General features: G+C 63.9%; 22 protein-coding genes. 15 read left to right on the top strand and 7 right to left on the bottom strand.

Going from position 1 to position 26,183, the window contains the following annotated elements; all coding sequences use genetic code 11:
• Window positions 1–4 precede the first annotated feature (4 nt).
• Genes H621_RS0113705 through H621_RS0113640 form a run of 14 tightly spaced genes read left to right on the top strand, consistent with a single transcriptional unit; the run spans window position 5 to window position 13,072 of the window.
• On the top strand, window positions 5–259 hold the full coding sequence (locus H621_RS0113705) for an acyl carrier protein (RefSeq protein WP_028943950.1): 255 nt from the start codon (window positions 5–7) through the stop codon (window positions 257–259).
• Window positions 256–801: a COG4648 family protein gene (locus H621_RS0113700; RefSeq protein WP_028943949.1), complete on the top strand. Its 546-nt coding sequence runs from the start codon at window positions 256–258 to the stop codon at window positions 799–801. The genes H621_RS0113705 and H621_RS0113700 overlap by 4 nt, the downstream gene beginning before the upstream one ends.
• On the top strand, window positions 798–2,471 hold the full coding sequence (locus H621_RS0113695) for an ApeI family dehydratase (RefSeq protein WP_028943948.1): 1,674 nt from the start codon (window positions 798–800) through the stop codon (window positions 2,469–2,471). The genes H621_RS0113700 and H621_RS0113695 overlap by 4 nt, the downstream gene beginning before the upstream one ends.
• Window positions 2,464–3,198, top strand: coding sequence for a glycosyltransferase family 2 protein (locus H621_RS0113690; RefSeq protein WP_028943947.1), 735 nt, complete (start codon window positions 2,464–2,466; stop codon window positions 3,196–3,198). Before H621_RS0113695 ends, H621_RS0113690 begins: the two co-directional genes overlap by 8 nt.
• Window positions 3,195–4,133, top strand: a complete 939-nt coding sequence (locus tag H621_RS0113685) for a lysophospholipid acyltransferase family protein (RefSeq protein ID WP_028943946.1) — start codon at window positions 3,195–3,197, stop codon at window positions 4,131–4,133. The genes H621_RS0113690 and H621_RS0113685 overlap by 4 nt, the downstream gene beginning before the upstream one ends.
• Window positions 4,114–5,661, top strand: coding sequence for an HAL/PAL/TAL family ammonia-lyase (locus H621_RS0113680; RefSeq protein ID WP_028943945.1), 1,548 nt, complete (start codon window positions 4,114–4,116; stop codon window positions 5,659–5,661). Before H621_RS0113685 ends, H621_RS0113680 begins: the two co-directional genes overlap by 20 nt.
• Window positions 5,651–6,076 carry an acyl-CoA thioesterase gene (locus tag H621_RS0113675; RefSeq protein WP_028943944.1) on the top strand — a complete coding sequence of 142 codons (426 nt, stop codon included), beginning with the start codon at window positions 5,651–5,653 and terminating at the stop codon, window positions 6,074–6,076. The genes H621_RS0113680 and H621_RS0113675 overlap by 11 nt, the downstream gene beginning before the upstream one ends.
• Window positions 6,073–6,675, top strand: coding sequence for an outer membrane lipoprotein carrier protein LolA (locus H621_RS0113670; RefSeq protein ID WP_028943943.1), 603 nt, complete (start codon window positions 6,073–6,075; stop codon window positions 6,673–6,675). Before H621_RS0113675 ends, H621_RS0113670 begins: the two co-directional genes overlap by 4 nt.
• Complete coding sequence (locus tag H621_RS0113665) at window positions 6,665–8,980, top strand: MMPL family transporter (protein WP_028943942.1); 2,316 nt, start codon at window positions 6,665–6,667, stop codon at window positions 8,978–8,980. The genes H621_RS0113670 and H621_RS0113665 overlap by 11 nt, the downstream gene beginning before the upstream one ends.
• Complete coding sequence (locus H621_RS0113660) at window positions 8,977–9,462, top strand: hypothetical protein (RefSeq protein WP_028943941.1); 486 nt, start codon at window positions 8,977–8,979, stop codon at window positions 9,460–9,462. The genes H621_RS0113665 and H621_RS0113660 overlap by 4 nt, the downstream gene beginning before the upstream one ends.
• Window positions 9,459–10,658 carry a beta-ketoacyl-[acyl-carrier-protein] synthase family protein gene (locus H621_RS0113655; RefSeq protein ID WP_028943940.1) on the top strand — a complete coding sequence of 400 codons (1,200 nt, stop codon included), beginning with the start codon at window positions 9,459–9,461 and terminating at the stop codon, window positions 10,656–10,658. The genes H621_RS0113660 and H621_RS0113655 overlap by 4 nt, the downstream gene beginning before the upstream one ends.
• A complete protein-coding gene (locus tag H621_RS0113650; protein ID WP_028943939.1) occupies window positions 10,655–11,125 on the top strand; it encodes a hotdog family protein in 471 nt (156 codons plus the stop codon). The genes H621_RS0113655 and H621_RS0113650 overlap by 4 nt, the downstream gene beginning before the upstream one ends.
• The gene (fabG, locus tag H621_RS0113645; RefSeq protein WP_028943938.1) at window positions 11,118–11,846 is read left to right on the top strand and encodes a 3-oxoacyl-ACP reductase FabG; all 729 of its coding nucleotides are present in this window, start codon (window positions 11,118–11,120) and stop codon (window positions 11,844–11,846) included. Before H621_RS0113650 ends, fabG begins: the two co-directional genes overlap by 8 nt.
• On the top strand, window positions 11,846–13,072 hold the full coding sequence (locus H621_RS0113640) for a beta-ketoacyl-ACP synthase (protein WP_028943937.1): 1,227 nt from the start codon (window positions 11,846–11,848) through the stop codon (window positions 13,070–13,072). The genes fabG and H621_RS0113640 overlap by 1 nt, the downstream gene beginning before the upstream one ends.
• Window positions 13,073–13,076: 4 nt before the next feature.
• Here H621_RS0113640 and H621_RS0113635 read toward each other — a convergent pair whose 3' ends face one another.
• Window positions 13,077–13,982: a LysR family transcriptional regulator gene (locus tag H621_RS0113635; RefSeq protein WP_028943936.1), complete on the bottom strand. Its 906-nt coding sequence runs from the start codon at window positions 13,980–13,982 to the stop codon at window positions 13,077–13,079.
• Window positions 13,983–14,134: 152 nt separating this feature from the next.
• Here H621_RS0113635 and H621_RS0113630 point away from each other — a divergent pair, with 152 nt between their 5' ends.
• Window positions 14,135–15,361 carry an MFS transporter gene (locus H621_RS0113630; RefSeq protein ID WP_371919727.1) on the top strand — a complete coding sequence of 409 codons (1,227 nt, stop codon included), beginning with the start codon at window positions 14,135–14,137 and terminating at the stop codon, window positions 15,359–15,361.
• A 63-nt stretch (window positions 15,362–15,424) separates the two neighbouring features.
• Here the strand turns inward: H621_RS0113630 and H621_RS0113625 are convergent, their stop codons facing one another.
• The 6 genes from H621_RS0113625 to aroB form a co-directional block, all read right to left on the bottom strand.
• Window positions 15,425–15,772 carry a YgiW/YdeI family stress tolerance OB fold protein gene (locus H621_RS0113625; protein ID WP_028943934.1) on the bottom strand — a complete coding sequence of 116 codons (348 nt, stop codon included), beginning with the start codon at window positions 15,770–15,772 and terminating at the stop codon, window positions 15,425–15,427.
• A 112-nt stretch (window positions 15,773–15,884) separates the two neighbouring features.
• Window positions 15,885–16,949, bottom strand: a complete 1,065-nt coding sequence (gene hemE, locus H621_RS0113620) for a uroporphyrinogen decarboxylase (RefSeq protein WP_028943933.1) — start codon at window positions 16,947–16,949, stop codon at window positions 15,885–15,887.
• Between the two features lie 174 nt (window positions 16,950–17,123).
• Window positions 17,124–18,542, bottom strand: coding sequence for an FAD-dependent oxidoreductase (locus tag H621_RS0113615; protein ID WP_028943932.1), 1,419 nt, complete (start codon window positions 18,540–18,542; stop codon window positions 17,124–17,126).
• Window positions 18,543–18,575: 33 nt separating this feature from the next.
• Window positions 18,576–23,021: a glutamate synthase large subunit gene (gene gltB / locus H621_RS0113610; protein ID WP_028943931.1), complete on the bottom strand. Its 4,446-nt coding sequence runs from the start codon at window positions 23,019–23,021 to the stop codon at window positions 18,576–18,578.
• A gap of 362 nt (window positions 23,022–23,383) precedes the next feature.
• Complete coding sequence (locus tag H621_RS0113605; RefSeq protein WP_028943930.1) at window positions 23,384–24,985, bottom strand: SPOR domain-containing protein; 1,602 nt, start codon at window positions 24,983–24,985, stop codon at window positions 23,384–23,386.
• Window positions 24,986–25,001: 16 nt separating this feature from the next.
• Window positions 25,002–26,099, bottom strand: coding sequence for a 3-dehydroquinate synthase (gene aroB / locus H621_RS0113600; protein ID WP_028943929.1), 1,098 nt, complete (start codon window positions 26,097–26,099; stop codon window positions 25,002–25,004).
• Between the last annotated feature and the right edge of the window lie 84 nt (window positions 26,100–26,183).

Raw genomic sequence — 26,183 nt, 5'->3', positions numbered from 1 at the left:
CACCATGCAAACCCGCGAAGACATCTTCAATACCCTGCGCGATGCCCTGGTCGAATTGTTCGAACTGGAGCCCGAGCGCATCAGCCTGGACTCGAACCTGTACAAGGACCTGGAAATCGACAGCATCGATGCGGTCGACCTGCTCGATCACATCAAACGCCAGACCGGCAAGAAAATCACCGCTGAAGACTTCAAGGCCGTGCGTACCGTCAATGACGTGGTCGAGGCGGTGTACCGCCTGGTCAGCCCGGCGGCATGAAGCGCCTGGTCGGCCTCGGCCTGGTCGTGGCCGGTCTGCTGTACCCCTTTGCGGTGTATTTCGGCATGGCCCATTTTGCCCCCTGGCAATTCGGCCTGCTGCTGGCAGGGCTGTGGCTGGCCCGCGCCCTGAGCGAACCGCGCCGCGCCGGCAGCCACTGGATGGCAGCGGTGGCCATCGGTTTTTGTGCCGTGCTGGCACTGCTCGACAACCCGGCGCTGCTGCGCTGGTACCCGGTGCTGATCAATGCCTGCCTGCTCGGCTTGTTCGGCCTGAGCCTGAAGTTCGGCCCGCCAGTAGTCGAGCGTCTGGCGCGGCTGCGCGAGCCGCAACTGCCCCAAGCGGCAATCCGCTATACGCGCCAGGTCACTCAGGCCTGGTGCGTGTTCTTCCTGGCCAACGGCCTGGTCGCCACGGCACTGACCCTGTGGGCGCCCCTGAGCTGGTGGACCCTGTACAACGGCCTGATCGCCTACGGTTTGATGGGCCTGCTATTCGCCATTGAACGGCTGATACGACAACGCGTGCGAGGACGCTCATGAGCTGGCTTAACCTTGAGCAACTCCTGCACCCGGCACCTGCGCCGCGTCCGGTCACTCTGGATCCGGCGCTGGACCATGCCGAGCTTTGTGCCAAAGCCCTGCAACTGGCTGCGGGCCTGGAACGCCGTGGCGTTCGCAGCGTTGCCGTACACCTGGAGGATGCCGCGGATCTCGCCATTACTCTGCTGGGGGCCTGGCGCGCCGGTGTACAGGTGCTCCTGCCCGCCGACTTGCAGCCCCAGACCCGCCTGCGCTGGCACGACGCTGTCGATCTGTGGGTCAGCGAACAGGACCACGCACTTGAAACCTTGTACCAAGCGCCCCTGGCCGCCGCCGACCTCGACCTCGATACCTGCCGCCTGAGCCTGTGTACCTCCGGTTCCAGTGGCGAACCCAAGCGCATCGACAAGACCCTGCGCCAACTGGCCAACGAAGTGTTGGCCCTGGAACACTGCTGGGGCGCCGAGCTGGGCACGGCCTGCATCATCGGCAGTGTCGCCGCCCAGCACATCTACGGCTTGCTGTTTCGCGTGCTCTGGCCTCTGTGCGCAGGCCGGCCGTTCCTGCGTCGCCAACTGCCCTTCCCCGAAGACCTGCAGCGCGCCAGCCGCCAGCACCCGGCCTTCGCCTGGGTCGCGAGCCCCGCCCTGCTCAAACGCATGAGTGACAACCTCGACTGGCCTGCCCTGAGCCAGGTGCGCCGGGTGTTCTCCTCCGGGGGCGAGTTGCCTGCCGGGGCCGCACGCGCCTTGCAGCAACGCCTGGGGCAATGGCCCACCGAAATTCTTGGCAGTTCCGAGACCGGCGGCATCGCCTGGCGCCAGGGCGACAGCCTGTGGCAGCCGTTCGCCGGTGTACACCTGGGCCAGAACGCCGAAGGAGCACTGCGTATCGCGTCGCCCTACCTGCCCGCAGGGCACGTCGAGCAAAGCGCCGATGCCGTCGAGTTCGCCGCCGATGGACGCTTTCGCCTGCTCGGGCGACTGGACCGCATCGTCAAACTGGAAGAAAAGCGCATCTCGTTGCCGATGCTGGAAAAAGCCCTGCTGGAACACCCTTGGGTCGAAGACACACGGCTGGCCGTGGTCCAGGAAGCCCGCGCCTCGCTGGGCGCCTTGCTGGTGCTCAGTGCGGCCGGCCTGCACGCTCTGCGCAACCAGGGCCGACGCGCCATCACCGAAGGTTTGCGCACGCACCTGAGCCAGCACTGCGAAGCCCTCGCCCTGCCGCGACGCTGGCGCCTGCTGCGTCAATTGCCGTTCAACAGCCAGGGCAAACTGCCCCAGGCTGACGTCGAAACGCTGCTGCACGCACCGCGCACGACCGGCCCCGAGGTCGTCAGCCAGACGCAGCAAGGCCACGAACTGCACCTGCAACTTGCCGTGTCGGCCGACCTTGCCTACTTCAGCGGGCACTTCCCGCAGACGCCGGTGCTGCCTGGCGTGGTGCAGGTCGACTGGGCCATCGAACTGGGCCAGGCGCTGCTGGACTGTCCTCGGCGCTTTGTCGGCATGGAAGTGATCAAGTTCCAGCGCGTGGTGCGCCCAGGCGACCTGCTGGAGCTGCAACTGCGCTTCGACAGCGAGCGCGGCAAGCTCTACTTCACCTACAGTGCTGCGGGTGAAACCTGCTCCAGCGGCCGCATCGTGCTGGAGGCCATCGGTGCATAAGCCCTGTGCGGTGATCCCGGTCTACAACCATGAGCGCGCCGTACCGGCAGTGGTCGCCGAGCTGCTGGCTGGCGGATTGCCCTGCGTGCTGGTGGACGACGCCAGCAGCCCGGCCTGTGCCACGGTACTGCGCCAACTGGCCGACCACCAGCAGGTTCACCTGGTGTCGCTTGCGGTCAACCAGGGCAAGGGGGGCGCGGTCATGGTCGGCCTGCGCGAGGCCGCGCACCTGGGCTTTAGCCATGCACTGCAGGTAGATGCCGACGGCCAGCACGACCTGAGCGATGTCCGCCGTTTTCTCGAACAGTCCGAGGTACACCCGCAGGCGCTGATCTGCGGTTATCCACAGTTCGATGCCAGTGTGCCCAAGGGTCGCCTGTATGCCCGCTACCTCACCCATGTGTGGGTATGGATCAACACCCTGTCCCTGCAGATCCGCGACTCGATGTGTGGTTTTCGCGTCTACCCGCTGATGCCCACCTTGGCCTTGATCAATTCGGTGAAGCTGGGCAAGCGCATGGACTTCGACACGGAGATTCTCGTGCGCCTGGCCTGGCGCAACCAGCCCATGCACTGGCTGCCGACCCGGGTCCATTACCCGGCCGACGGCCTGTCGCACTTCCGCCTGGTTCACGACAACGCGCTGATTTCCCGGATGCACGCCAAGCTGTTCTTCGGCATGTTGCTGCGTGCCCCGGTAATTCTCTGGCGGCGGTGGCAGGCATGAGCCGCAGCGAACAACACTGGGCCGAGCAACAGGAGCGGGGCAGTTTCTGGCTGATGAAACTGACCGCCCTGGGCACCCGGGTACTTGGCAGGCGCCTGCTCAGCCCGATCCTTTACGGCGTGGTGCTGTACTTCTTTTTGTTTGGCCGACAAGCCCGGCGCAGCGCCTGGCAATACCAGCAGCGCCTGGCCGATTGGAGCAGCCGCCCTGCCTTGCGACCCAGCCACTGGCGGGTGTTTGGCCAGTTCATGGCATTTGCCGATGCCCTGCTCGACAAGCTCGACGTGTGGAACGGCAAGCTGCGCCTGGAGCAGATCGAAATCATCGACCCGGCCCAGCTGCGCCAGCAATTGCGCGGCGCGCGCGGTCAGATGCTGGTCGGTGCCCACCTGGGCAACCTGGAAGTCTGTCGCGCCCTGGCCGAACTGGGTGAACAGGTGACCATGAATGTGCTGGTCCACACCAAGCATGCCGAACGCTTCAATCGCCTGCTCGGCGAAGCCGGGGCCACGCACTTGCGCCTGATCCAGGTCAGCGAGCTGGACCCGGCGATCATGCTGCAACTGAGCGAGCGCCTGGAGCGCGGCGAGTGGCTGGCGATTGCCGGTGATCGCGTGCCGCTGCACGGCGCGCGTACCGTCGAGGTAGACTTTCTCGGCCATCCGGCGGCGTTTCCCCAGGGCCCCTGGTTGTTGGCCGGGCTGCTCAAGTGCCCGCTCAACCTGTTGTTCTGCCTCAAGCAGCAAGGGCGCTATCAGGTGATGCTCGAACCTTTCGCCACCGCCATCGAATGGCGCCGTGGCCAACGCGACCAGGTGATCGTCGAGTGGGCCGGGCGCTACGCCGAACGCCTGGGGCATTATTGCCTGCAGGCACCGCAGCAATGGTTCAATTTCTACCCTTTCTGGAAGACCGATGACGATGCCCGTGCATGAGCCTGTCACCTTCGGCGAGTCGCCGCTTGCGATTGAAGACGTTCTGGCCCTGGCCCATCACCAGGCCGCGAGCCGCCTGCAGGACGACGCCCCCTACCGTGCCCGCATCGCCCGTGGCGCGCAGTTTCTCGACACCTTGCTGAACCAGGAAGGGGTGATCTACGGCGTGACCACCGGCTACGGCGACTCGTGCGTGGTGGCAGTACCCCTGGAACATGTCGAGGCCCTGCCCCGGCACTTGTACACCTTCCATGGCTGCGGCCTGGGCCGGATGCTGGATGCGCCTTCGACCCGTGCAGTGCTGGCGGCGCGGCTGCAGTCGCTGTGCCAGGGGGTATCGGGGGTGCGGGTGGAACTGCTGGAGCGCCTGCAGGCATTCCTCGCCCACGACATCCTGCCAATGATCCCGGAAGAAGGCTCGGTGGGTGCCAGTGGCGACCTGACGCCGCTGTCCTACGTCGCTGCCACCCTATCGGGCGAACGTGAGGTCATGTACAACGGCGAACGCCGCAACGCCGCCGACGTTCACCGTGAACTGGGCTGGACGCCCCTGGTGCTGCGCCCCAAGGAAGCCCTGGCGCTGATGAACGGCACCGCCGTGATGACCGGCCTTGCCTGCCTGGCCTACGCCCGCGCCGACTACCTGCTCAAGCTGGCCACCCGCATCACTGCATTGAACGTGGTCGCCCTCCAAGGCAACCCGGAACACTTCGACGAGCGCCTGTTCGCCGCCAAGCCGCACCCCGGGCAGATGCAGGTCGCCGCCTGGCTACGCCGGGACCTGGCCATCGACGCCCCCACCGCGCCCCTGCACCGCCTGCAGGACCGCTATTCGCTACGCTGCGCACCTCATGTGCTAGGCGTGCTGGCCGACAGCCTGGGCTGGTTGCGCGGCTTCATCGAGACCGAACTCAACAGCGCCAACGACAACCCGATCATCGACGCCGACGCCGAACGTGTACTGCACGGCGGGCACTTCTATGGCGGGCACATTGCCTTTGCCATGGACAGCCTGAAGAACCTGGTGGCCAACGTCGCCGACCTGCTCGACCGCCAGTTCGCCTTGCTGGTGGATGTGCGCTACAACCATGGCCTGCCCAGCAACCTGTCGGGCGCCAGCGCCGAGCGAGCGATGCTCAACCATGGTTTCAAGGCCGTGCAGATCGGCGCCAGCGCCTGGACCGCCGAAGCCCTCAAGCAGACGATGCCAGCCAGCGTGTTCTCGCGCTCCACCGAGTGCCACAACCAGGACAAAGTCAGCATGGGCACCATCGCCGCCCGCGACGCGTTGCGGGTACTGGAACTGACCGAACAGGTGGCCGCCGCAACCCTGCTGGCGGCCCATCAAGGCGTGTGGCTGCGCAGCCGCGAAGTTAATGCCCGCGACCTGCCGCCGGCCCTGGCTGCCATGCACCACGAACTGCTGGCCGACTTCGCCCCGGTCATCGAAGACCGTGCCCTGGACGGCGACCTGCGCCTGTGCCTGAACCGAATTGCCGAACAACACTGGAGGCTGCATGCGCAGTAAGGGAGTGCTGCACGTCGACAGCGAAGTGCAGGTGCCGTTTTTTGATGTCGACAGCATGCAGGTGGTCTGGCACGGCCACTACGTCAAATACCTGGAAGTGGCGCGCTGCGCGCTGCTCGACCGGCTCGACCATAACTACCTGCAGATGCGCGATTCAGGCTACGCGTGGCCGGTGATCGACCTGCAGCTGCGCTACGTGCGCGGTGCCATTTTCGGCCAGCGCCTGACCGTACGCGCCAGCCTGGTGGAATGGGAGAACCGCCTGAAGATCAACTACCTGATCAGCGACGCCGTCACCGGCGAGCGCATGACCCGCGCCAGCTCCGTGCAAGTGGCGGTAGAGATCGCCAGCGGCGAAATGCAGCTGGCTTCGCCCCAGGCAATGCTCGACGCCGTGGCCAGGGTGCTCGCATGAAGGCACTGCTGCGCAGTTTGCTGGCCGCCACCCTCATGCTTGCCTATGGCCTGGCCCAGGCCTTTGGCCTGGATGAGCTGAGCAGGCAGCTCGGTGAGCCGCCAGTGGTCAAGGGCCCGTTCATCCAGGAAAAACACCTGCGCGCCCTGCCCCAGCCATTGGTGAGCAAGGGCCAGTTCGTGCTGGCCCGCGACCATGGGTTGCTCTGGCTGCTGCAAACGCCGCTGAAGCAGGACTACCGCCTCGATGCTAAGGGCATCTCACGCCGTGATCCGCAGGGCTGGCAGACGCTGCCGAACAAGAGCGCCGGTGCCGAGCAGAACCGTTTGTTCTTCGCCGTGCTGCAAGGCGACAGCAGCGGCCTGCAGCGCGACTTCGAGCTCAGCCTGCAAGGTGATGCGCAACACTGGCAACTGCGCCTGACACCGCGTTCGATGCTGCTCAAGCAGGTGTTCAAACAGATCGACATCGACGGCGGCCAATTTGTCGAGCGCATCCAGATGCTCGAAACCCAGGGCGACAGCACCGTGCTGCGCTTGCCCTCGAGCAGCAGCGCCAGCCAATTGAGCGACACGGAGCGCCGCGACTTTGCCGAGTGAGCGCTGGTTGCCGCGGCTGTTCCTGGTGCTGCTGGTCGCGGTCCTGGCCCTGGCCGGCTGGCAGTGGCATCGCGGGGCGCCGCTCAATGCCGACCTGATGACCCTGGTGCCCGGCGACGCCCAGGACCCACTGGTGCAGCGCGCCGAACAGCGCATGCAGGAACCCTTGAACAGCGAAATGCTGGTACTGGTCGGCCATCCGCAACGCGAACAGGCCATCGCCCTGGCTCGGCAACTGGGTGAGCAGTGGCAGGCCAGCGGCGTGTTCAACAAGGTCCAATGGAACGTGCAGGCCGACCTGCAGGCGGTGCGCGAGCAATTGCTGCAAGGCCGCCTGGCGATGCTCTCACCCACTGACCGCCAGGTCCTGACCGATGATCCCCAGGCCTTTGTCGAACAGCGGGTGCAGAGCCTTTATGACCCGTTCGCCGGGATCAGCCTGGTGCCCAGCCAGGACGACTGGCTGGGCCTCGCTGCACGCATCCAGAGCAGCCAACCGCGGCCGGCTTCGGTGCAACTGGATACCGCCAGCGGTACCCTGCTGGCCGAGGCCGACGGCCAGACCTGGGTGTTGCTGCGTGCCCACACCCAGGGCAACGCCTTCGATGTGAAACTGCCGCTGCAGGTGGCCGGCCTGCTCGACGACAGTCGTCGGCAAGCCACCCGGCAAGGCGCCCAGTTGCTGGCCGCCAGCGGCCTGTTGTACGCCGCCAACGGCCAGCGCCAGGCCAGCCAGGAAATCACTTGGGTCGGCGGTGGCGCTACAGTCGGCATCGTGCTGCTGTTGCTGTTGGCCTTCCGGCGCCTGCGCGTGCTACTGGCGCTGGTCCCGGTAATGGTTGGCATGCTGTTCGGCGCCGTGGCCTGCGTCGCCCTGTTCGGCCAGATGCATGTGATTACCCTGGTGCTGGGCTCGAGCCTGATCGGTGTGGCAGTGGACTATCCGCTGCATTACCTCTCGAAGAGTTGGAGCCTGCGCCCCTGGCAGGCCTGGCCAGCACTGCGCCTGACCCTCCCAGGGCTGAGCCTGAGCCTGGTCACCAGTTGCATCGGCTACCTGGCGCTGGCCTTCACCCCTTTCCCGGCGCTGACCCAGATCGCGGTGTTTTCCGCCGCCGGTCTGCTCGGCGCCTACCTCAGTGCCGTGTGCCTGCTGCCAGCCCTGCTCAAGGGCGTCAACCTGCAACCGGCACAATGGCCGCTGCAGGTTGCGCAGTGGCTGATGAACCTGCGCGCCGGGCTTCTGGCCAAGGTGCCCAGCCCGGTACTGCTCGGCCTGCTGGTCCTGTTCTGCGCCGCCGGCATGTGGCGGCTGGACAGCCGCAACGATATCCGCCAATGGGTCGACAGTTCGCCGCAACTGCTCGCTGAAGCCCGCGCCGTCGCGCGCATTACCGGCTACCAGCCGACCAGCCAGTTCTACCTGGTGCGCGCTGCCGACGAGGCCGAGTTGCTTGGCCGCCTGAGCGCCTTGGGCGAGCGTCTCGACGCGCTGGTCGAAGCCGGCAAGCTCAAGGGCTACAGGATGCTCAACCAACTGGTCGCCAGCACCGTGGAACAACAGCAGTTGCGCGATGCGCTGGGCAAGCTGCCCGCGCACTGGCAGCCGCTATTGGCCCTGGGCGTGCCCCTAGGCGCATTGCAGGCGGAGCTGAGCCAGCTGCAGGCACTGCCACCCCTGGGCATCGATCAGGCCCTCAGCGGCCCTCTGGGCGAGCCCTGGCGCACATTGTGGCTGGGCGCCGACACTCAGGGCGTCGCGGCGATGGTCAGCCTGCAGGGCCTGACTGACCCGGCCTCGCTGCAGAGACAGGCCGATGGTTTGGCAGGCGTACAACCGGTGGACCGCCTCGGCGAGTTGAACCGGGTGTTCGCCGCTACCCAAGTCAGCGCCGCCGAACTCAAGCTATTGTCCTGTGCGCTGATCGTGGTGCTGCTGATCGTTCCGTTCGGCAGGGGCGGAGCCCTGCGCATCGTCGCCCTGCCACTGCTGGCCGCCTTGTGCAGCCTGGCCAGCCTCGGCTGGCTGGGCCAGCCACTGACCCTGTTCAGCCTGTTCGGGTTGCTGCTGGTCACCGCCATCAGCGTCGACTACGCCATCCTCATGCACGAACAGATTGGCGGCGCCGCAGTCAGTCTGCTGGGAACCTTGCTGGCCGCCACCACGACATGGCTGTCGTTCGGCCTGCTGGCAGTGTCCCAGACGCCGGCGGTAAGCAATTTTGGCCTGGCGGTGAGCCTGGGGCTGGTGTTCAGCTTCCTTCTCGCCCCCTGGGCCGCCATCCGGCACAAGGAGCAGCCATGAAACACCTGTTGCTGACACTTGCCCTTGCCCTGCTCAGTGCCTGCGCCAGCCAGCCGCCGCTGCCCGATAAACTGCCTGCACTGGCGCTGCCGATGCAGTTGCACATCCGGCGCGAGCAGGCCGAGCTACGCCAGGACTGGTTGCTGGTGATCCAGCAAGAGGGCAGCAGCCTGCGCTGGTCGATGCTCGACTTGCTGGGTATTCCCCAGGCGCGGCAGTTGCTCGACCACGGCCTGTGGCAAGCTGACGGCCTGCTGCCACCCAACCCGGCGGCGCGGGAACTGTTTGCTGCCCTGCTGTTTGCCCTGACACCCGACGCACAACTGCAACAGCGCTATCCCGATGCCCGTCAGCAAGGCAAGCAGCGCTGGCTGGGCGAACGCTGGCGGGTCGATTACCGTGAAGTCGATGACTTCACCTTGAACCTTGGGCAGGGCCTGCGTTATCTAGTCAGCCCATTACCCAGCGAGACGCCGCCATGACCGCCTTTCTCAATGCCCTGGGCCTGGTCTGCGCCCTGGGGCGCGATCAGGCCGATGTCGCCCGAAAGCTGTTTGCCGGCGACTGCGCCGGGGTGCGCGAAGAAGTGGGCTGGGTACCGCAGAAGCGCGTACCGGTTGCCGCTGTTCGAGGCGCGCTGCTGGCGTTGCCGGAAGCACTGCAGTCACGGCACAGCCGCAACAACCAACTGCTGTACGAAGCCTGTTTGCAGATCATCGCGCCTATCCGCGCAGCCATCGCCTGCCACGGCAGCGAGCGCGTGGCCATCGTCCTGGGCACCAGTACCTCGGGCATCGCCGAAGCGGGCGACGGTATCGCTCATTACCTGCGTGATCAACAGTTCCCGCCTGGCTACGACTATGCCGAGCAAGAGCTCAGCGCCCCGGCCAATTTCCTCGCCGACTGGCTGCAACTGCGCGGCCCGGCCTATGTGATTTCCACTGCCTGCACCTCCAGTGCCCGCGCCCTGATGAGCGCCCGCCGGTTGCTCGACCTGGGTGTGTGCGATGCCGTGATCTGCGGTGGTGTCGACAGCCTCTGCAAGCTCACCCTCAATGGCTTCAGCGCACTGGAGGCGGTCAGCGCACAACGTTGCAATCCGTTCTCGATCAACCGCGACGGCATTACTATTGGCGAGGCGGCTGCGGTGTTCCTGATGACCCGCGACGCCAACCGGGAAGGTCCCACTGTTGCCCTGCTGGGCGCCGGCGCCAGCTCCGATGCGCACCATATCTCGGCCCCCGACCCACAGGGCAAGGGCGCCTTGCAGGCCATGACCAAGGCACTGGACAATGCAGGTCTGCAGCCTGCCCAGATCGACTACCTGAACCTGCACGGCACCGCCACTGCGCACAACGACGCCATGGAGAGCCAGGCCGTGCATGCCCTGTTCGGCAGCCTGCTGGCCTGCTCTTCGAGCAAACCCATGACCGGTCACACCCTGGGTGCGGCCGGCGCGCTGGAAGCGGCGTTCTGCTGGTTGAGCCTGTCGGCGCACAATCCCGAGGGGCGCCTGGTGCCTCACGTCTGGGATGGTGCGATCGACCCGCAACTACCGGCACTGAACCTGATCGACGCCAGCCAGCGCCTGCCCGCTGCAGGGCCGCGGCGACTGATGAGCAATTCGTTCGCCTTCGGTGGCAACAATGTCAGCCTGATACTCGGAGACGCGTCATGATCACCTGGCCCCTGGCCGAACTTCTGCCCCATGCCGGCGACATGATCCTGATCGATGCGGTCGAATCCTTCGATGAGGAGCAGGTTCAGACCCGCTTGACCGTGCGCCCTGGCGGCCTGTTCAATCGCCTCGACGGCAGCCTGCCGGCCTGGGTCGGCATCGAGCTGATGGCCCAGAGCATTGCCGCCTTCGCCGGTTGCCGCGCCCGCGCCCAGGGCAAACCCGCAGGGCTGGGCTTTTTGCTCGGCACCCGCAAGTTCGAATGCAACGTCGAGTGTTTTCCCGCCGGTGCCGAACTGCACATCCATGCCCAACGCTCGCTCGAAGACGAGAACGGCATGGGTGTATTCGAATGTCATCTGCACGGTCCGGGTATTCATGCCACGGCCCGCTTGAACGTTTTCAGCCCGCCGCAGGCGGCCAGCTACCTGGGCGAAGCTGGCCCGCAGGAGTCTCCCCATGCCTGACACCATCCTGGTTACCGGTTCCAGCCGCGGTATTGGCCGGGCCATTGCCCTGCGCCTGGCGCGAGCCGGTTTCGACCTGGTCCTGCATTGCCGCAGTGGCCGCAGCGAGGCCGAGGCCGTCGCGGATGAGGTCCGGGCGTTGGGCCAGCAGGCACGGGTGCTGCAGGTCGACGTGGCTGACCGCGCCGCCTGCGCCGCCATCCTCACTGACGATGTCGACACCCATGGCGCTTATTACGGTGTGGTGTGCAACGCCGGCCTGACCCGCGACGGCGCCTTCCCGGCGTTGAGCGAAGAGGACTGGGACCAGGTGCTGCGCACCAACCTCGACGGCTTCTACAACGTGCTGCACCCGTTGATGATGCCGATGATCCGCCGTCGTGCCGCGGGGCGCATCGTGTGCATCACCTCGGTGTCGGGCATGATCGGCAACCGCGGCCAGGTCAACTACAGCGCCTCCAAGGCCGGCGTGATCGGCGCCGCCAAGGCCCTGGCAATTGAGCTGGCCAAGCGCAAGATCACCGTCAACTGCGTCGCCCCCGGGCTGATCGACACGGCCATGCTCGATGAGCACGTACCGGTCGACGAACTGCTGAAAATGATCCCGGCCCAGCGCATGGGCACCCCGGAAGAAGTCGCAGGTGCGGTCAATTTCCTGATGTCGGCAGAAGCCGCCTACATCACCCGCCAAGTGTTGGCGGTCAACGGAGGGTTGTGCTGATGAAGCGCGTAGTGGTCACCGGCATGGCCGGTATCACCTCCCTGGGCAACGACTGGGCGACCATCGCCGGGCACTTCTCCAGCCATCGCAGCGGCATTCGCCGGATGCACGAGTGGGATCGCTTCGAGGAGCTCAACACGCGCCTGGCGGGCCCGGTCGATGATTTCGTGGTGCCCGGCGCCTGGACCCGCAAGCAGTTGCGCAGCATGGGCCGGGTGTCGCGCCTGGCGGTGGCGGCAGCCGAAAAGGCCCTGCGTGATGCCGGCCTGCTTGACGACCCGATGATTCGCGACGGGCGCATGGGCGTGGCCTGTGGCTCGTCCACCGGCAGTACCGACGAAATGAAAACCTTCGGCAACATGTTGCTCAATTCGGTGGCCGAAGGCCTGAACGCCAACTCCTATGTACGCATGATGCCGCACACCACGGCGGCCAATATCAGCATTTTCTTCGGCCTGACCGGGCGCCTGATCCCCACCTCCAGCGCCTGCACCAGCGGCAGCCAGGGCATCGGCTATGCCTACGAGGCGATCAAGTTCGGGCGCCTGCCACTGATGCTCGCCGGTGGCGCCGAAGAGCTCTGCCCCACCGAGGCCATGGTGTTCGATGCGCTGTATGCCACCAGCCTGAAAAACGATGCACCGCAGAGTACCCCCAGCCCCTACGACAGCAGCCGCGACGGCCTGGTGATTGGAGAAGGCGGTGGCATGCTGGTGCTTGAAGAACTCGAACATGCCCTGGCTCGTGGCGCGCACATCTACGCCGAAATCGTCGGTTTCGGCACCAATGCCGACGGCCAGCACACTACCCGTCCAGAACAGCTGACCATGCGCCGCGCCATGGAGCTGGCCCTGGAAGACGCCAACCTGGCGCCCGAGGCCATCGGCTATGTGAATGGTCATGGCACTGCCACCGAGCAGGGCGACATCGCCGAAACCCTGGCTACCAGCAGCCTGTTCGGCCCACGCATGGCGATCAGCTCGCAAAAGAGTTTTCTCGGTCACACCCTGGGTGCCTGCGGCGCGCTGGAGTCGTGGTTCAGCATCGAGATGTTGAACAGCGACCGTTACGTACACACCCTCAACCTGGTCAACATCGACCCGCAGTGCGGCGAGCTGGATTACCTGTGCGGCGACTGGCGGGCGATGAGCAACGAATACGTGATGAACAACAATTTCGCCTTTGGCGGGGTCAACACCTCATTGATTTTCCGCCGCTGGCACTGAGGCTTCAGGGCTTGGGCGGGTGCGCTTCGTGTCCGCTGAGCAACGATACGAATGCACGGGCCATCGCCGAGGTCGATTGGCGGCGTTGTACCACCCACACGGCTGTCATCGCATCGCTGTCGAGCAAGGTCCGGTAGACCACACCCTCCATACGCATGCGCTGGAAGGACGCCGGCAGCACCGAAACTCCCAAGCCCGCCGACACCAGGCCGATGATGGTCATGGCCTCACTGGCCTCCTGGGCAAAATGCGGGCTGAAGCCTGCCTGACGAGCCAGGCTCAGCAGCTGCGCATACAGGCCGCTGCCGTAGCTACGGGGGAAGAACACGAACGGCTCATTGGCCAGCGCTGCCATGTACAGCCCGCCTTCACTGCCGTGGGCCAGCGGGTGTGTGGCGTTGATGATTGCGACCAGCGGCTCGCGCAGCAGCTCCGTAGCGACCAGGGTTTCCGGCAGCGCCAGCGGCCGCATCAGGCCGACTTCGATGCTTTCATCGAGCAGGGCGTCGGCTACTGCCTGGCTGCTCATTTCGTTGAGGTTCAAGTGAACAGCCGGGAAGCGCTGGCGAAACGCATAGATTGCCGCAGAGATGCTGGAGTTGAACGGTGCCGACGAGGTGAAGCCGATTTTCATTTCGCCCAGCTCGCCTAGCTGCGCACGGCGGGCCACATCAGCAGCCTTGTCGACCTGCGCCAGCACCTGCCGCGCCTCTTCGAGGAACAGTCGCCCCGCCTCGCTGAGTGCAACCCGACGATTGGTACGCTCGAACAGGCGCGCGCCAAGCTCCTGTTCCAGCGCCTGGATCTGCTGGCTCAAGGGCGGCTGGGAAATCCCCAATTGCTGCGCGGCGCGGCCAAAGTGCAGCTCTTCGGCCACGGCGATAAAGTAGCGCAGATGGCGCAATTCCATGAAGGCCTCCAATAGGTCGTAAAACCTCTTAAACAGGTCGAACAATATATTGGAAATGATCATTAGCCAGCTATATGCTTTTTTCACTGCCTGCCAGGTCGTGACGCCCGAGGTCACCCGTGAAAACTGCTGTTGCTCCACACGCCCACGAAATTCCCCCTGCCGCTGTCGACGCTCGCGTCACTGTTACCGAAAGCTGGATCGAGAAAGGCACCCCGGCCTTCTTGCGCACGGTACTGGCACTGTTCTGCGGCGGCTTTGCCACCTTCGCCCTGCTCTACTGCGTGCAGCCGATGATGCCGATGCTGTCCCAGGAGTTTTCCATCAATGCGGCGCAAAGCAGCCTGATTCTCTCGGTGTCCACCGCCATGCTGGCGATCGGACTTTTGATCACCGGGCCCATCTCCGATCGCATCGGGCGCAAGCCGGTGATGGTCGCCGCGCTGTTCTGCGCGGCCCTGTGCACGATCGTCAGCGCATTGATGCCGAGCTGGCAGGCGGTGCTGCTGACCCGCGCCTTATTGGGCCTGTCGCTTAGCGGACTGGCTGCCGTAGCCATGACGTACCTGAGCGAAGAGATTCACCCGCAACACATCGGTCTGGCCATGGGCCTGTACATTGGCGGCAACGCCATCGGCGGCATGAGCGGCCGCTTGATCACCGGGGTTCTGATCGACTTCGTCAGCTGGCACACGGCGTTGCTGGTGATCGGCAGCCTGGCGCTGATTGCCGCCGTGGTGTTCTGGAAGATCCTCCCCGAATCGCGCAACTTCCGCCCGCGCTCCCTGCACCCGCGCAGCCTGCTCGAAGGCTTCACCTTGCACTTTCGCGATGCCGGCCTGCCCTGGCTGTTCCTTGAAGCCTTCCTGCTCATGGGCGCCTTCGTCACCCTGTTCAACTACATCGGCTACCGCTTGCTGGCCGAGCCGTATCACATGAGCCAGGCCCTGGTGGGCCTGCTGTCGGTGGTCTACCTGTCGGGCATCTACAGCTCGGCGCAAATCGGCGCCCTGGCCGACAAACTGGGGCGGCGCAAGGTGTTCTGGGCAACCATCGTGCTAATGTTCAGCGGCCTGCTGATGACCTTGTTCACACCGTTGCTGTTGGTGATCGCAGGCATGCTGGTGTTCACCTTCGGCTTCTTCGGCGCGCACTCGGTGGCCAGCAGTTGGATCGGCCGGCGTGCGACCAAAGCCAAGGGCCAGGCTTCGTCGCTTTACCTGTTCAGTTACTACGCGGGATCAAGTGTGGCCGGGACGGCCGGTGGGGTGTTCTGGCATCAGGCGGGGTGGAATGGCATAGGCCTGTTCATCAGCAGCCTGTTGGTGGTGGCGCTGCTGGTGGCGTTGCATTTGAGCCGGTTGCCGGCCAAGGCGTGACATGCAAATCGCGGAACAAGCCCTCTCCCACGGAATGGGAGCGGGCTTGTTCCGCGATGATTCTCAGTTGATCACTTCAACCAGATCGACATCGATCTCACGGCTCATCAGCTTCTTCTCGACTTCACCGGTCAGCTTGACCTTGGTCTTGTCGTTGAAAGGCACTGCCGGCATGTCTTCCTTGTCGATTTCGACGGTGATGGTGCCCGTGTTGTCCTTGAATTCGAACTTGTCATCGTTGTTCAACTGCTTGACCACGAAGCCCTGCAGCACCACCGGAGTGTCGTCGGAAGCGTCGTTGGCAGCAGCCACGGTGGTTACCGGTTGGGCACCAGGGCCGGTGTAGCCGGCGGCCAGGGCGGCGGTGCTGAACAGAGGGGCAAGCAGCAGAGCAAGGTAACGGGTTTTCATGGTCCAGATCCTGTTTGGGTTTCGATGAGGATAGATTACCCAGGCAGGCTGAATTGAACCTTAACCAGCAAAACGCCCGGCATTGGCCGGGCGCTTTTTGTTGCAGCAATGCTTACTGGTGGTACTGCGCCGACAACTCGTGCACGGCGTTGATGAACGCGCCAGCATGCTCCGGGTCGACTTCCGGGGTAATGCCGTGGCCCAGGTTGAACACATGGCCAGTGCCCTGGCCGTAACTGGCCAGGATGCGCCCCACTTCAGCACGAATGGCTTCAGGCTTGGCGTACAGCACGGTCGGGTCCATGTTGCCCTGCAGGGCGACCTTGCTGCCGACACGCTGGCGGGCTTCGCCGATGTCGCAAGTCCAGTCCAGGCCGAGGGCATCAGCGCCGGCCTCGGCGATGCTTTCCAGCCACAGGCCGCCATTCTTGGTAAACAGGATCACCGGTACCTTGCGCCCTTCGTGCTCGCGGATCAGGCCGCTGACGATCTTGCGCATGTAGGCCAGGGAGAATTCCTGGTACGCCGCTGCCGACAGGTTGCCACCCCAGGTGTCGAAGATCTGCACAGCCTGGGCACCGGCCAGGATCTGGCCATTGAGGTAGCTGATGACCGACTGGGACAGCTTGTCGAGCAGCAGGTGCATGGCCTGCGGGTTGTCGTAGAGCATCGCCTTGGTCTTGCGGAAGTCTTTCGACGAGCCGCCTTCGACCATGTAGGTGGCCAGCGTCCACGGGCTTCCGGAGAAGCCGATCAGCGGGACGCGGCCGTTGAGCTCGCGTCGAATGGTGCTGACCGCATCCATCACGTAGCCCAGGTCTTTCTGGGGGTCAGGGATCGGCAGCGCCTCGATATCGGCCAGGGTGCTGATGACTTTCTTGAAACGCGGGCCTTCGCCGGTTTCAAAGTACAGGCCCTGGCCCATGGCGTCGGGGATAGTCAGGATGTCGGAGAACAGGATCGCGGCGTCCAGCGGGTAGCGGTCCAGCGGCTGCATAGTGACCTCGCAGGCAAACTGCGGGTTCATGCACAGGCTCATGAAATCACCGGCCTTGGCACGGCTGGCGCGGTACTCCGGCAGATAGCGGCCGGCCTGGCGCATCATCCACACCGGGGTGACGTCTACGGGTTGCTTGAGCAGGGCGCGCAGAAAACGATCGTTCTTCAAGGCAGTCATGTCGGCATCCGGAAAAAAAGTGCGGGCATTTTCTCAGACACCAACGGAAAAGGCACGGTAAGTACCGTGCCTTTTGTCTATCGACCTGAGATGGGTCAATAGATTTTGATGTATCCATCGCGGGGCCAGCCCGCCCCCACTGGCTGTAGGCGCGCGCTTGCCCCGCGATCCCTCTCACACTTCCAGGTAATCCAGGATCCCTTCAGCCGCATTGCGCCCTTCGAAGATCGCCGTCACCACCAAGTCGGAACCACGGACCATGTCGCCACCGGCGAAGATCTTCGGGTTGCTGGTCTGGTGCTTGAACGGGCCCTTCTCCGGTGCCACGACGCGGCCCTGGCTGTCGGTCTGGATGCTGAACTGCTCGAACCACGGCGCCGGGCTTGGGCGGAAACCGAAGGCGATGACCACGGCGTCGGCCGGGATGATCTCTTCGGAACCCGGGATCGGTTCGGGGCTGCGACGGCCGCGGGCATCCGGCTCGCCGAGACGGGTCTCGACCACTTTCACGCCTTCGACCTTGTCCTCGCCGACGATGGCAATCGGCTGGCGGTTGTAGAGGAATTTCACGCCTTCTTCCTTGGCGTTCTTCACCTCTTTGCGCGAGCCGGGCATGTTCGCCTCGTCACGGCGGTAGGCACACGTCACCGCTTTGGCACCCTGGCGGATGGAGGTCCGGTTGCAGTCCATCGCCGTGTCGCCGCCGCCCAGTACCACGACCTTCTTGCCCTTCATGTCGACGAAATCTTCCGGCGACTTTTCAAAGCCCAGGTTGCGGTTGACGTTGGCCACCAGGAAATCCAGGGCGTCGTGTACGCCCGGTAGGTCTTCACCCGGGAACCCGCCCTTCATGTAGGTGTAGGTGCCCATGCCCATGAACACGGCATCGTACTCTTCGAGCAGTTGCTCCATGGTGATGTCCTTGCCCACCTCGGTGTTGAGGCGAAACTCGATCCCCATGCCGGTGAAGACTTCGCGACGGTTGCTCAGCACGGTCTTTTCCAACTTGAACTCCGGGATACCGAAGGTCAGCAGGCCGCCGATTTCCGGGTTGCGATCGAACACCACCGGCGTAACCCCGCCGCGCACCAGCACATCGGCACAGCCCAGGCCCGCCGGGCCCGCACCGATGATCGCGACGCGTTTTCCGGTCGGTTTGACCTTGGACATGTCCGGGCGCCAGCCCATGGCGAAGGCGGTATCGGTGATGTACTTCTCCACCGAACCGATGGTCACCGCGCCGAAGCCGTCATTGAGGGTGCAGGCACCCTCGCACAAACGATCCTGCGGGCAGACCCGGCCGCACACTTCCGGCAGGGTGTTGGTCTGGTGCGACAGCTCCGCAGCGGCGAGGATGTTGCCTTCGGACACCAGCTTCAACCAGTTGGGGATGAAGTTGTGTACCGGGCACTTCCACTCGCAGTACGGGTTGCCACAGCCCAGGCAGCGGTGGGCCTGTTCGGCCGACTGCTGGGGTTTGAAGGGTTCGTAGATCTCCACGAACTCTTTCTTGCGTTGACGCAACAGTTTCTTCTTCGGATCCTTGCGCCCGACCTCGATGAACTGGAAGTCATTACTCAGACGTTCAGCCATGTTCAAAACCTCATCAAACTCTTCAGGCGCATATCACTGCGGGTTGGCACGGGTGCTGGACAGCAAGTTCTTCAGGTTTGCCGCCTTCGGCTTGACCAGCCAGAAGCGACGCACGTAGTCGTCCAGGTTTTCCCAGAGCTCACGACCCCATTCGCTGTTGGTTTCTTCGACGTACTCAGCCAGCACGCGTGACAGGTGGCTGCGATAAGCCTCCATCGCCTCGCCGCTGATACGCTGGATCTCGACCAGTTCGTGGTTGAGTTTGTCGACGAAGCTGTTGTCCATGTCCAGCACGTAGGCAAAACCACCGGTCATGCCCGAGCCGAAGTTGTAGCCAGTCTTGCCCAACACGCAGACGAAACCACCCGTCATGTATTCACAGCAGTGATCGCCCGTGCCCTCGACAATCGCGTGGGCACCAGAGTTACGCACCGCAAAGCGCTCGCCCGCGGTACCGGCAGCGAACAGCTTGCCTCCCGTGGCGCCGTACAGGCAGGTGTTGCCAATGATGGCGCTGTGCTGGGTCGCGAACGGGCTGCCCGCAGGCGGCACGATCACCAGCTTGCCACCGGTCATACCTTTACCGACGTAGTCGTTGGCATCGCCTTCGAGGTACATGTTCAGGCCACCGGCGTTCCACACGCCGAAGCTCTGACCAGCGGTGCCCTTGAAGCGGAAGGTGATCGGCGCCTTGGCCATGCCCTGGTTGCCGTGCAGGCGGGCCACTTCGCCAGAGATCCGCGCACCGATCGAACGGTCGCAGTTGCAGATGTCGAGGCTGAACTCGCCACCGCTGAGGTCGCGAATGGCCGGCAGGGCCATGTCGACCATCTTCTCGGCCAGTACGCCCTTGTCGAACGGTGGGTTGCGGTCGACTTCGCAGAACTGCGGCTTGTCGGCCGGCACGTGCGGGCTGCCCAGCAGCGGGCTGAGGTCCAGGTGCTTCTGCTTCTCGGTTTCGCCGGGGAGCATTTCCAGCAGGTCGGTACGACCGATCAGCTCGCCGAGGCTGCGCACACCCAGCTTGGCCAGCCACTCACGGGTTTCTTCGGCCACGTAGGTGAAGAAGTTCACCACCATGTCGACGGTACCGATGTAATGATCCTTGCGCAGCTTGTCGTTCTGGGTGGCAACGCCGGTGGCGCAGTTGTTCAGGTGACAGATACGCAGGTATTTGCAGCCCAGGGCGATCATTGGCGCGGTGCCGAAGCCAAAGCTTTCAGCGCCGAGGATGGCCGCCTTGATGACGTCCAGGCCGGTTTTCAAGCCGCCGTCGGTCTGTACCCGGACCTTGCCGCGCAAGTCGTTGCCGCGCAGGGTCTGGTGGGTTTCAGCGAGGCCCAGTTCCCACGGGGCGCCAGCGTACTTGATCGAGGTAAGCGGCGAAGCGCCGGTGCCACCGTCGTAGCCGGAGATGGTGATCAGGTCGGCATAGGCCTTGGCCACGCCGGCAGCAATGGTACCTACGCCAGCTTCTGCCACCAGCTTGACCGATACCAGCGCCTGCGGATTGACCTGCTTGAGGTCGAAAATCAGCTGCGACAAGTCTTCGATCGAGTAGATGTCGTGGTGTGGCGGAGGCGAGATCAGGGTCACGCCTGGCACCGCATAGCGCAGGCGGGCAATCAGGCCGTTGACCTTGCCGCCCGGCAACTGGCCGCCTTCGCCGGGCTTGGCGCCCTGGGCTACCTTGATCTGCAGCACTTCGGCGTTGACCAGGTATTCGGGGGTCACGCCAAAGCGGCCGGTCGCCACTTGCTTGATCTTCGAGCTCTTGATGGTGCCGTAGCGGGCCGGGTCTTCACCACCCTCACCGGAGTTGGAGCGCGCACCCAGGCGGTTCATCGCCTCGGCCAGGGCTTCATGGGCTTCCGGCGACAGAGCGCCCAGGGAGATACCGGCGGAGTCGAAGCGCTTGAGGATGGCATCCAGCGGCTCGATTTCTTCCAGCGCCAGCGGCTGGTCGGCAACCTTGACCTGAAGCAGGTCGCGGATCATCGACACCGGGCGCTTGTCGACCAGCGCGGTGTATTCCTTGAACTTGGCGTAGTCGCCCTGCTGCACAGCAGCCTGCAGGGTGTTGACCACATCCGGGTTGTAGGCGTGGTACTCGCCACCGTGGACGAACTTGAGCAGGCCGCCTTGCTGGATCGGCTTGCGCGCGCTCCAGGCTTCAGCGGCCAGCAGCTTCTGCTCGTTCTCGATGTCGACGAAGCGTGCGCCCTTGAGGCGGCTGGCAACGCCACGGAAGCTCAGGCCGACCACTTCTTCCGACAGGCCCACGGCTTCGAACAGCTGTGCGCCACGGTACGAACCAATGGTGGAGATGCCCATCTTCGACAGGATCTTCAACAGCCCCTTGGAGATGCCTTTGCGGTAGTACTTGAAGACTTCGTCCAGGTCACCGAGCACTTCACCGGTGCGGATCAGGTCAGCCAGTACTTCGTAGGCCAGATACGGATAAACGGCCGAAGCGCCGAAACCGATCAATACGGCATAGTGATGCGGGTCACGGGCGGTAGCGGTTTCTACCAGGATGTTACTGTCGCAACGCAGGCCCAGCTCGGTCAGACGGTGATGGACTGCCCCCACGGCCAACGAAGCGTGGACCGGCAGTTTACCCGGAGCGATATGACGATCGCTCAGCACCAGCTGGGTCTTGCCGCTACGCACAGCCTCTTCAGCCTGGTCGGCGATATTGCGCACCGCAGCTTCAAGCCCCACGCCTTCTTCATAGTTGAGGTCGATCAGCTGACGCTCGAAGCCTGGACGGTCGAGGTTCATCAGTGAGCGCCACTTGGCTGGCGAGATCACCGGCGAGCTGAGGATCACCCGCGAGGCGTGCTCGGGCGACTCCTGGAAGATGTTGCGCTCGGCACCCAGGCAGATCTCCAGCGACATCACGATCGCTTCGCGCAGCGGGTCGATCGGCGGGTTCGTGACCTGGGCGAATTGCTGGCGGAAATAGTCGTAGGTCGAACGCACGCGCTGGGACAGGATCGCCATCGGCGTGTCGTCGCCCATCGAACCGACCGCTTCCTGGCCTTGTTCGCCGAGTGGACGCAGCACCTGGTCACGCTCTTCGAAGGTGACCTGGAACATCTTCATGTACTGCTTGAGCTGGTCGGCGTCGTAGCTGGCCACGCCCTGGTCGTCGCTCAGGTCGGCCTGGATGCGCAGAGCATTCTGTCGCAGCCAGCGCTTGTACGGGTGGCGTGACTTGAGGCGGTTGTCGATGGCGTCGGTGTCGAGGATCTGGCCGGTCTCGGTGTCCACGGCGAAAATCTGGCCCGGGCCTACACGGCCCTTGGCGATCACGTCTTCAGGCTTGTAGTCCCAGACGCCGATTTCCGAGGCCAGGGTGATGTAGCCGTTCTTGGTGGTCACCCAGCGGGCCGGGCGCAGGCCGTTGCGGTCGAGCAGGCAGACTGCGTGGCGACCTTCGGTCATGACCACGCCGGCCGGGCCGTCCCATGGCTCCATGTGCATGGAGTTGTACTCGTAGAACGCGCGCAGGTCGGCGTCCATGGTCTCGACATTCTGCCACGCTGGCGGAATGATCATGCGCACGCCGCGGAACAGGTCGATACCACCGGTGACCATCAGCTCCAGCATGTTGTCCATGCTCGATGAGTCGGAACCTACGCGGTTGACCAGCGGGCCGAGCTCTTCGAGGTCCGGGATCAGTTCGTTCGCGAACTTGGTGCGGCGGGCCTGGGCCCAGTTGCGGTTACCGGTGATGGTGTTGATCTCGCCGTTGTGGGCGAGGAAGCGGAACGGCTGCGCCAGCGGCCATTTCGGCAGGGTGTTGGTGGAGAAGCGCTGGTGGAACACGCAAATGGCGGTCTGCAGGCGCTCGTCACCCAGGTCTGGGAAGAAGGCGGCGAGGTCCGCCGGCATCATCAGGCCTTTATAGATAATGGTCTTGTGGGAAAAGCTGCAGATGTAGTGGTCGGTATCCGCGGCGTTGGCCACCGAGGAGCGACGACGGGCGCTGAACAGCTTGATGGCGAATTCCTGATCGCTCAGGCCTTCGCCGCCGACGAACACCTGTTCGATCTGCGGCAGGCGCTCCAGCGCCAGGCGGCCCAGAACGCTGGTGTCGATCGGGACCTTGCGCCAGCCCACCAGTTGCAGGCCAGCAGCGAGGATCTCGCGGTTCATGTTTTCGCGTGCAGCTTCAGCGCGGGCGTTGTCCTGATTGAAGAACACCATGCCGACCGCGTACTGCTTGGGCAGTTCGACGCCGAACTGCTCATGGGCGACGGCACGCAAGAACTGATCGGGCTTTTGCATCAACAGGCCGCAACCGTCGCCGGTCTTGCCATCAGCGTTGATCCCACCGCGGTGGGTCATGCAAGTCAGAGCCTGCATGGCTGTTTGCAGAAGGTGGTGGCTGGGTTCGCCCGTCATATGGGCGATCAGGCCGAAACCACAGTTATCCTTGAATTCTTCGGGATGGTACAGACCTGTTTTCATAGACACTTTCTCACCAGGTTCGCCTCTCACCAAGGCAAATCTCTTTTTAGTACAACCACTTACCATCCACGCCGAACGAATGCCAGCTTTGCGGGGGCAATAGGGGAGCCATTGTTGCACAGCGACAGGGAAGCCCACAAATTTATGACGAATAGCCATAAATCCATGTCGCATTTTTGAATGTTTTAAATCGCGGACCGTGGTAACGGCATGGCTTGAGTCTGAAGCGTTTCAGCCTGGACTGCAAGATGGGCTTGTGGCCGGCAGTCTGGGACAGAAAAGCCTGCCGCGCATTACGCAGCAGGCTTGACCGAAGTTCAGGAGTCGCTCAGCAGGTGGCGGGGTAGTGCCACCAGGCTATATCAGCGGGTCGCGGCCAGTTCTTGTTGGACGCTGGCGACGGTACGTGGCCAAGGTTTACCAGCCTGGACCTTGGCTGGCAAGGCTTTGATTGCAGCCAGGGCTGCATCGCGGCTGGCAAAGTTGCCGTAAGTGATCACGTACAGCGGCTTGCCCTGCAGGGTTTTCTTGAAGTAGCGATAGTCGCCACCCTGGGCTTTGACGTAGGCCTGTGCAGACGCTTCCGAGCTGGTGCCGAGAATTTGCACGACGTAATTGCCCGGCTTCTGCCCGGCGTACCAGCTACCACCGGCAGCGGGTTTGGCGGCCGGCTTTTCGGCAGGTTTAGGGGCAGGCTTGGCCGTTGCAACCTGGACCGGCGCTGGCTTCGAAGCTGGTGCAACCGGCTTGCTTGCAGCAGGCGCAACCGGATGTGACGGCTGTGCTTGAGCAATCGGCTGGGCAGGGGTTGGCGCAGGACCAGCCGCAACACCCGCAGGCGGTGCAATGGTGGTCACGGTAGGCGGCTGCAGCGCGGTATCACCGGCAGGTCCGCCCTCTTCACCTTCACCCATGCCGGCAGCCTCGGCCAGGGGGCCGCGCATCACGGGCTGCGACTGGCCGACCAGCGGCAAGGGCATGGGCTGCGAGTTACCGGCGAACTCGATGGCTGGGCCGCCATTGTTCGACTGCGCATTGCCCGGCTGCCCCTGGCCCAGCGGTAATTGAGCCTGCTCTGCAGGCGCGGTCGGTGCCTGGTCGCCCTTCTTGGGCATCAGTACGGCCGCAGCTACGGCGACCACTACGACTGCAGACAGCGCCAGCACGTGTTTCTTAGGCATATTGAACCCCATAAACCCCATTGATGGTCGCTTCGCCGTGTTCCGGCTGGCGATCATGGCTTCGATCAAGGTATCGCGGGCAACCTGGTTGATTGCCCCAGGCCAGCCGTCCGAGTTTTGGTGAATATCGACAATCTGTTCACTGGTGAACACTTCGATGCCCCGCCCTGCACCTTCCAGGCGCTGCTCGAGGTATTCCCGGGTCTCTTCCTCACTGTAGGGCGCAAGCTCGATCACGTGAAAACGTTCCTGATCGGCATTGAGCTCTTCCAGCCCGGCGATCAGTGACGGCTCGCCGAACAGGAACACGTGCGGACGCCCTTCAGGAGTGCCCGCCGCCAGTTCCAGCAAGGCTTGGAGTGCCGACTCGTCAAGTTGTTCCGCATCGTCCACCAGCAGATAGACTTCCTGACCGGTCAAGGCCAGTTGCACCACCTGGGCGAGCAGCTCGGGGACTTCCGGTTGCGCCACGCCCAGGGACTGGGCGACCTGGCCCAGCACGCTGGCAGCATCACTGGCGCCTCGGGCAGATACCACCACGCTCTGCACCGACTGCTTGTTGGTGCTGGCAACCAGGGCCTGGCGCAGCAGGGTCTTGCCGCTGCCGTTAGGGCCGGTTACCACCAGCAGCAGCTGGCTATAGCGGGCCAAGTGATGCAACTGGCCCAGCACCGGCTTGCGCTGGGCCGGGAAGAATTTGAAACCAGGCACCCGCGCAGCGAAGGGGTCATGGTTCAACTGGTAATGGCCGAGAAAGGCCTCGTCGGCGTGCAGACTAGTCATCGAACTCTCATCAACCTCAAAGCTGGGCCACGATCGCGCGGTAATCCGCGGCCAGCGTGGCCTGAAGAATCTCTTTCGGGTAGTCGTCGGTGATCACTGCCTCGCCCATCCGGCTGAGCAGTACCAGACGCAGACGACCGTCGAGTACCTTTTTATCCACTGCCATGTGCTCCATGAACTGGGCAGGAGTCATTTCTTCGGGCGGCACCAGCGGCAGACCGGCGCGCTGGAACAGACGAATGCCGCGGTCACGTTCCTGCTGGCTGATCCAACCCAGGCGCATCGACATCTCCAGCGCCATCACCGTACCTGCCGCCACCGCCTCGCCATGCAGCCACACACCATAGCCCATGTGGGTTTCGATGGCGTGGCCGAACGTATGACCGAGGTTGAGGGTGGCCCGAACACCGGATTCACGCTCGTCGGCGCCGACGACGGCGGCCTTGGCGGCGCAAGAGCGGCGAATGGCTTCGGTCAGCGCGGCCTGGTCCAGGCCACGCAGGGCATCCATATTGGCTTCGAGCCATCCCAGGAACGGCTCGTCACAAATCAGACCGTATTTGATCACTTCGGCAAGACCGGCCGACAGCTCGCGCGCAGGCAAGGTGGTGAGGCTGGTGGTATCGATCAGCACGGCGTTGGGCTGATAGAAAGCGCCCACCATGTTCTTGCCCAGCGGGTGGTTGATGCCGGTCTTGCCGCCCACCGACGAGTCGACCTGGGACAACAAGGTGGTCGGCACCTGGATAAAGTCCACGCCACGCTGGTAACAGGCGGCAGCAAAACCAGCCATGTCACCGATCACACCGCCGCCGAGCGCGACCACGGTGGTTCGACGGTCATGACGCGCCGTCAGCAGGGCATCGAAAATCAGCTGCAGGGTTTCCCAGTTCTTGTGGGCTTCGCCATCGGGCAGTACCACCGGCAGCACCGAATAGGCACCCAGGGTACGGCTCAGACGCTCGAGGTAGAGGGGGGCAACCGTTTCGTTGGAAACGATGGCGACCTGCCGGCCGGCAATGTGCGGCGCCAGCAGTTCGGATTGATCCAGCAGGCCTTCGCCAATGTAGATCGGGTAGCTACGTTCGCCCAGTTCGACCTTAAGTGTCTGCATGTGTCCCCACAATGAACGAGGCGCGGCATCGATGGCTCGACCCGCGCGATAACGGTGTGCCCTGTCACGGCATGACTGGTCGCC

This window comes from Pseudomonas vranovensis DSM 16006, assembly GCF_000425805.1.
Taxonomy (GTDB): domain Bacteria; phylum Pseudomonadota; class Gammaproteobacteria; order Pseudomonadales; family Pseudomonadaceae; genus Aquipseudomonas; species Aquipseudomonas vranovensis.
Note: the sequence above shows the minus strand (reverse complement) of the source record. Positions and strands in the feature narration are given on the sequence as shown.

Excerpts from the sequence above, each read along its gene's own strand:
- H621_RS0113655 (WP_028943940.1), top strand. The coding sequence starts at position 9,459 with ATGACCGCCTTTCTCAATGCCCTGGGCCTGGTCTGCGCCCTGGGGCGC.
- H621_RS0113650 (WP_028943939.1), top strand. The coding sequence starts at position 10,655 with ATGATCACCTGGCCCCTGGCCGAACTTCTGCCCCATGCCGGCGACATG.
- H621_RS0113635 (WP_028943936.1), bottom strand. The coding sequence starts at position 13,982 with ATGGAATTGCGCCATCTGCGCTACTTTATCGCCGTGGCCGAAGAGCTG.
- H621_RS0113695 (WP_028943948.1), top strand. The coding sequence starts at position 798 with ATGAGCTGGCTTAACCTTGAGCAACTCCTGCACCCGGCACCTGCGCCG.
- H621_RS0113670 (WP_028943943.1), top strand. The coding sequence starts at position 6,073 with ATGAAGGCACTGCTGCGCAGTTTGCTGGCCGCCACCCTCATGCTTGCC.
- H621_RS0113685 (WP_028943946.1), top strand. The coding sequence starts at position 3,195 with ATGAGCCGCAGCGAACAACACTGGGCCGAGCAACAGGAGCGGGGCAGT.
- H621_RS0113675 (WP_028943944.1), top strand. The coding sequence starts at position 5,651 with ATGCGCAGTAAGGGAGTGCTGCACGTCGACAGCGAAGTGCAGGTGCCG.
- fabG (WP_028943938.1), top strand. The coding sequence starts at position 11,118 with ATGCCTGACACCATCCTGGTTACCGGTTCCAGCCGCGGTATTGGCCGG.
- H621_RS0113605 (WP_028943930.1), bottom strand. The coding sequence starts at position 24,985 with ATGACTAGTCTGCACGCCGACGAGGCCTTTCTCGGCCATTACCAGTTG.
- H621_RS0113700 (WP_028943949.1), top strand. The coding sequence starts at position 256 with ATGAAGCGCCTGGTCGGCCTCGGCCTGGTCGTGGCCGGTCTGCTGTAC.
- H621_RS0113680 (WP_028943945.1), top strand. The coding sequence starts at position 4,114 with ATGACGATGCCCGTGCATGAGCCTGTCACCTTCGGCGAGTCGCCGCTT.
- H621_RS0113615 (WP_028943932.1), bottom strand. The coding sequence starts at position 18,542 with ATGGCTGAACGTCTGAGTAATGACTTCCAGTTCATCGAGGTCGGGCGC.
- gltB (WP_028943931.1), bottom strand. The coding sequence starts at position 23,021 with ATGAAAACAGGTCTGTACCATCCCGAAGAATTCAAGGATAACTGTGGT.
- H621_RS0113705 (WP_028943950.1), top strand. The coding sequence starts at position 5 with ATGCAAACCCGCGAAGACATCTTCAATACCCTGCGCGATGCCCTGGTC.
- hemE (WP_028943933.1), bottom strand. The coding sequence starts at position 16,949 with ATGACTGCCTTGAAGAACGATCGTTTTCTGCGCGCCCTGCTCAAGCAA.
- aroB (WP_028943929.1), bottom strand. The coding sequence starts at position 26,099 with ATGCAGACACTTAAGGTCGAACTGGGCGAACGTAGCTACCCGATCTAC.
- H621_RS0113660 (WP_028943941.1), top strand. The coding sequence starts at position 8,977 with ATGAAACACCTGTTGCTGACACTTGCCCTTGCCCTGCTCAGTGCCTGC.
- H621_RS0113640 (WP_028943937.1), top strand. The coding sequence starts at position 11,846 with ATGAAGCGCGTAGTGGTCACCGGCATGGCCGGTATCACCTCCCTGGGC.
- H621_RS0113625 (WP_028943934.1), bottom strand. The coding sequence starts at position 15,772 with ATGAAAACCCGTTACCTTGCTCTGCTGCTTGCCCCTCTGTTCAGCACC.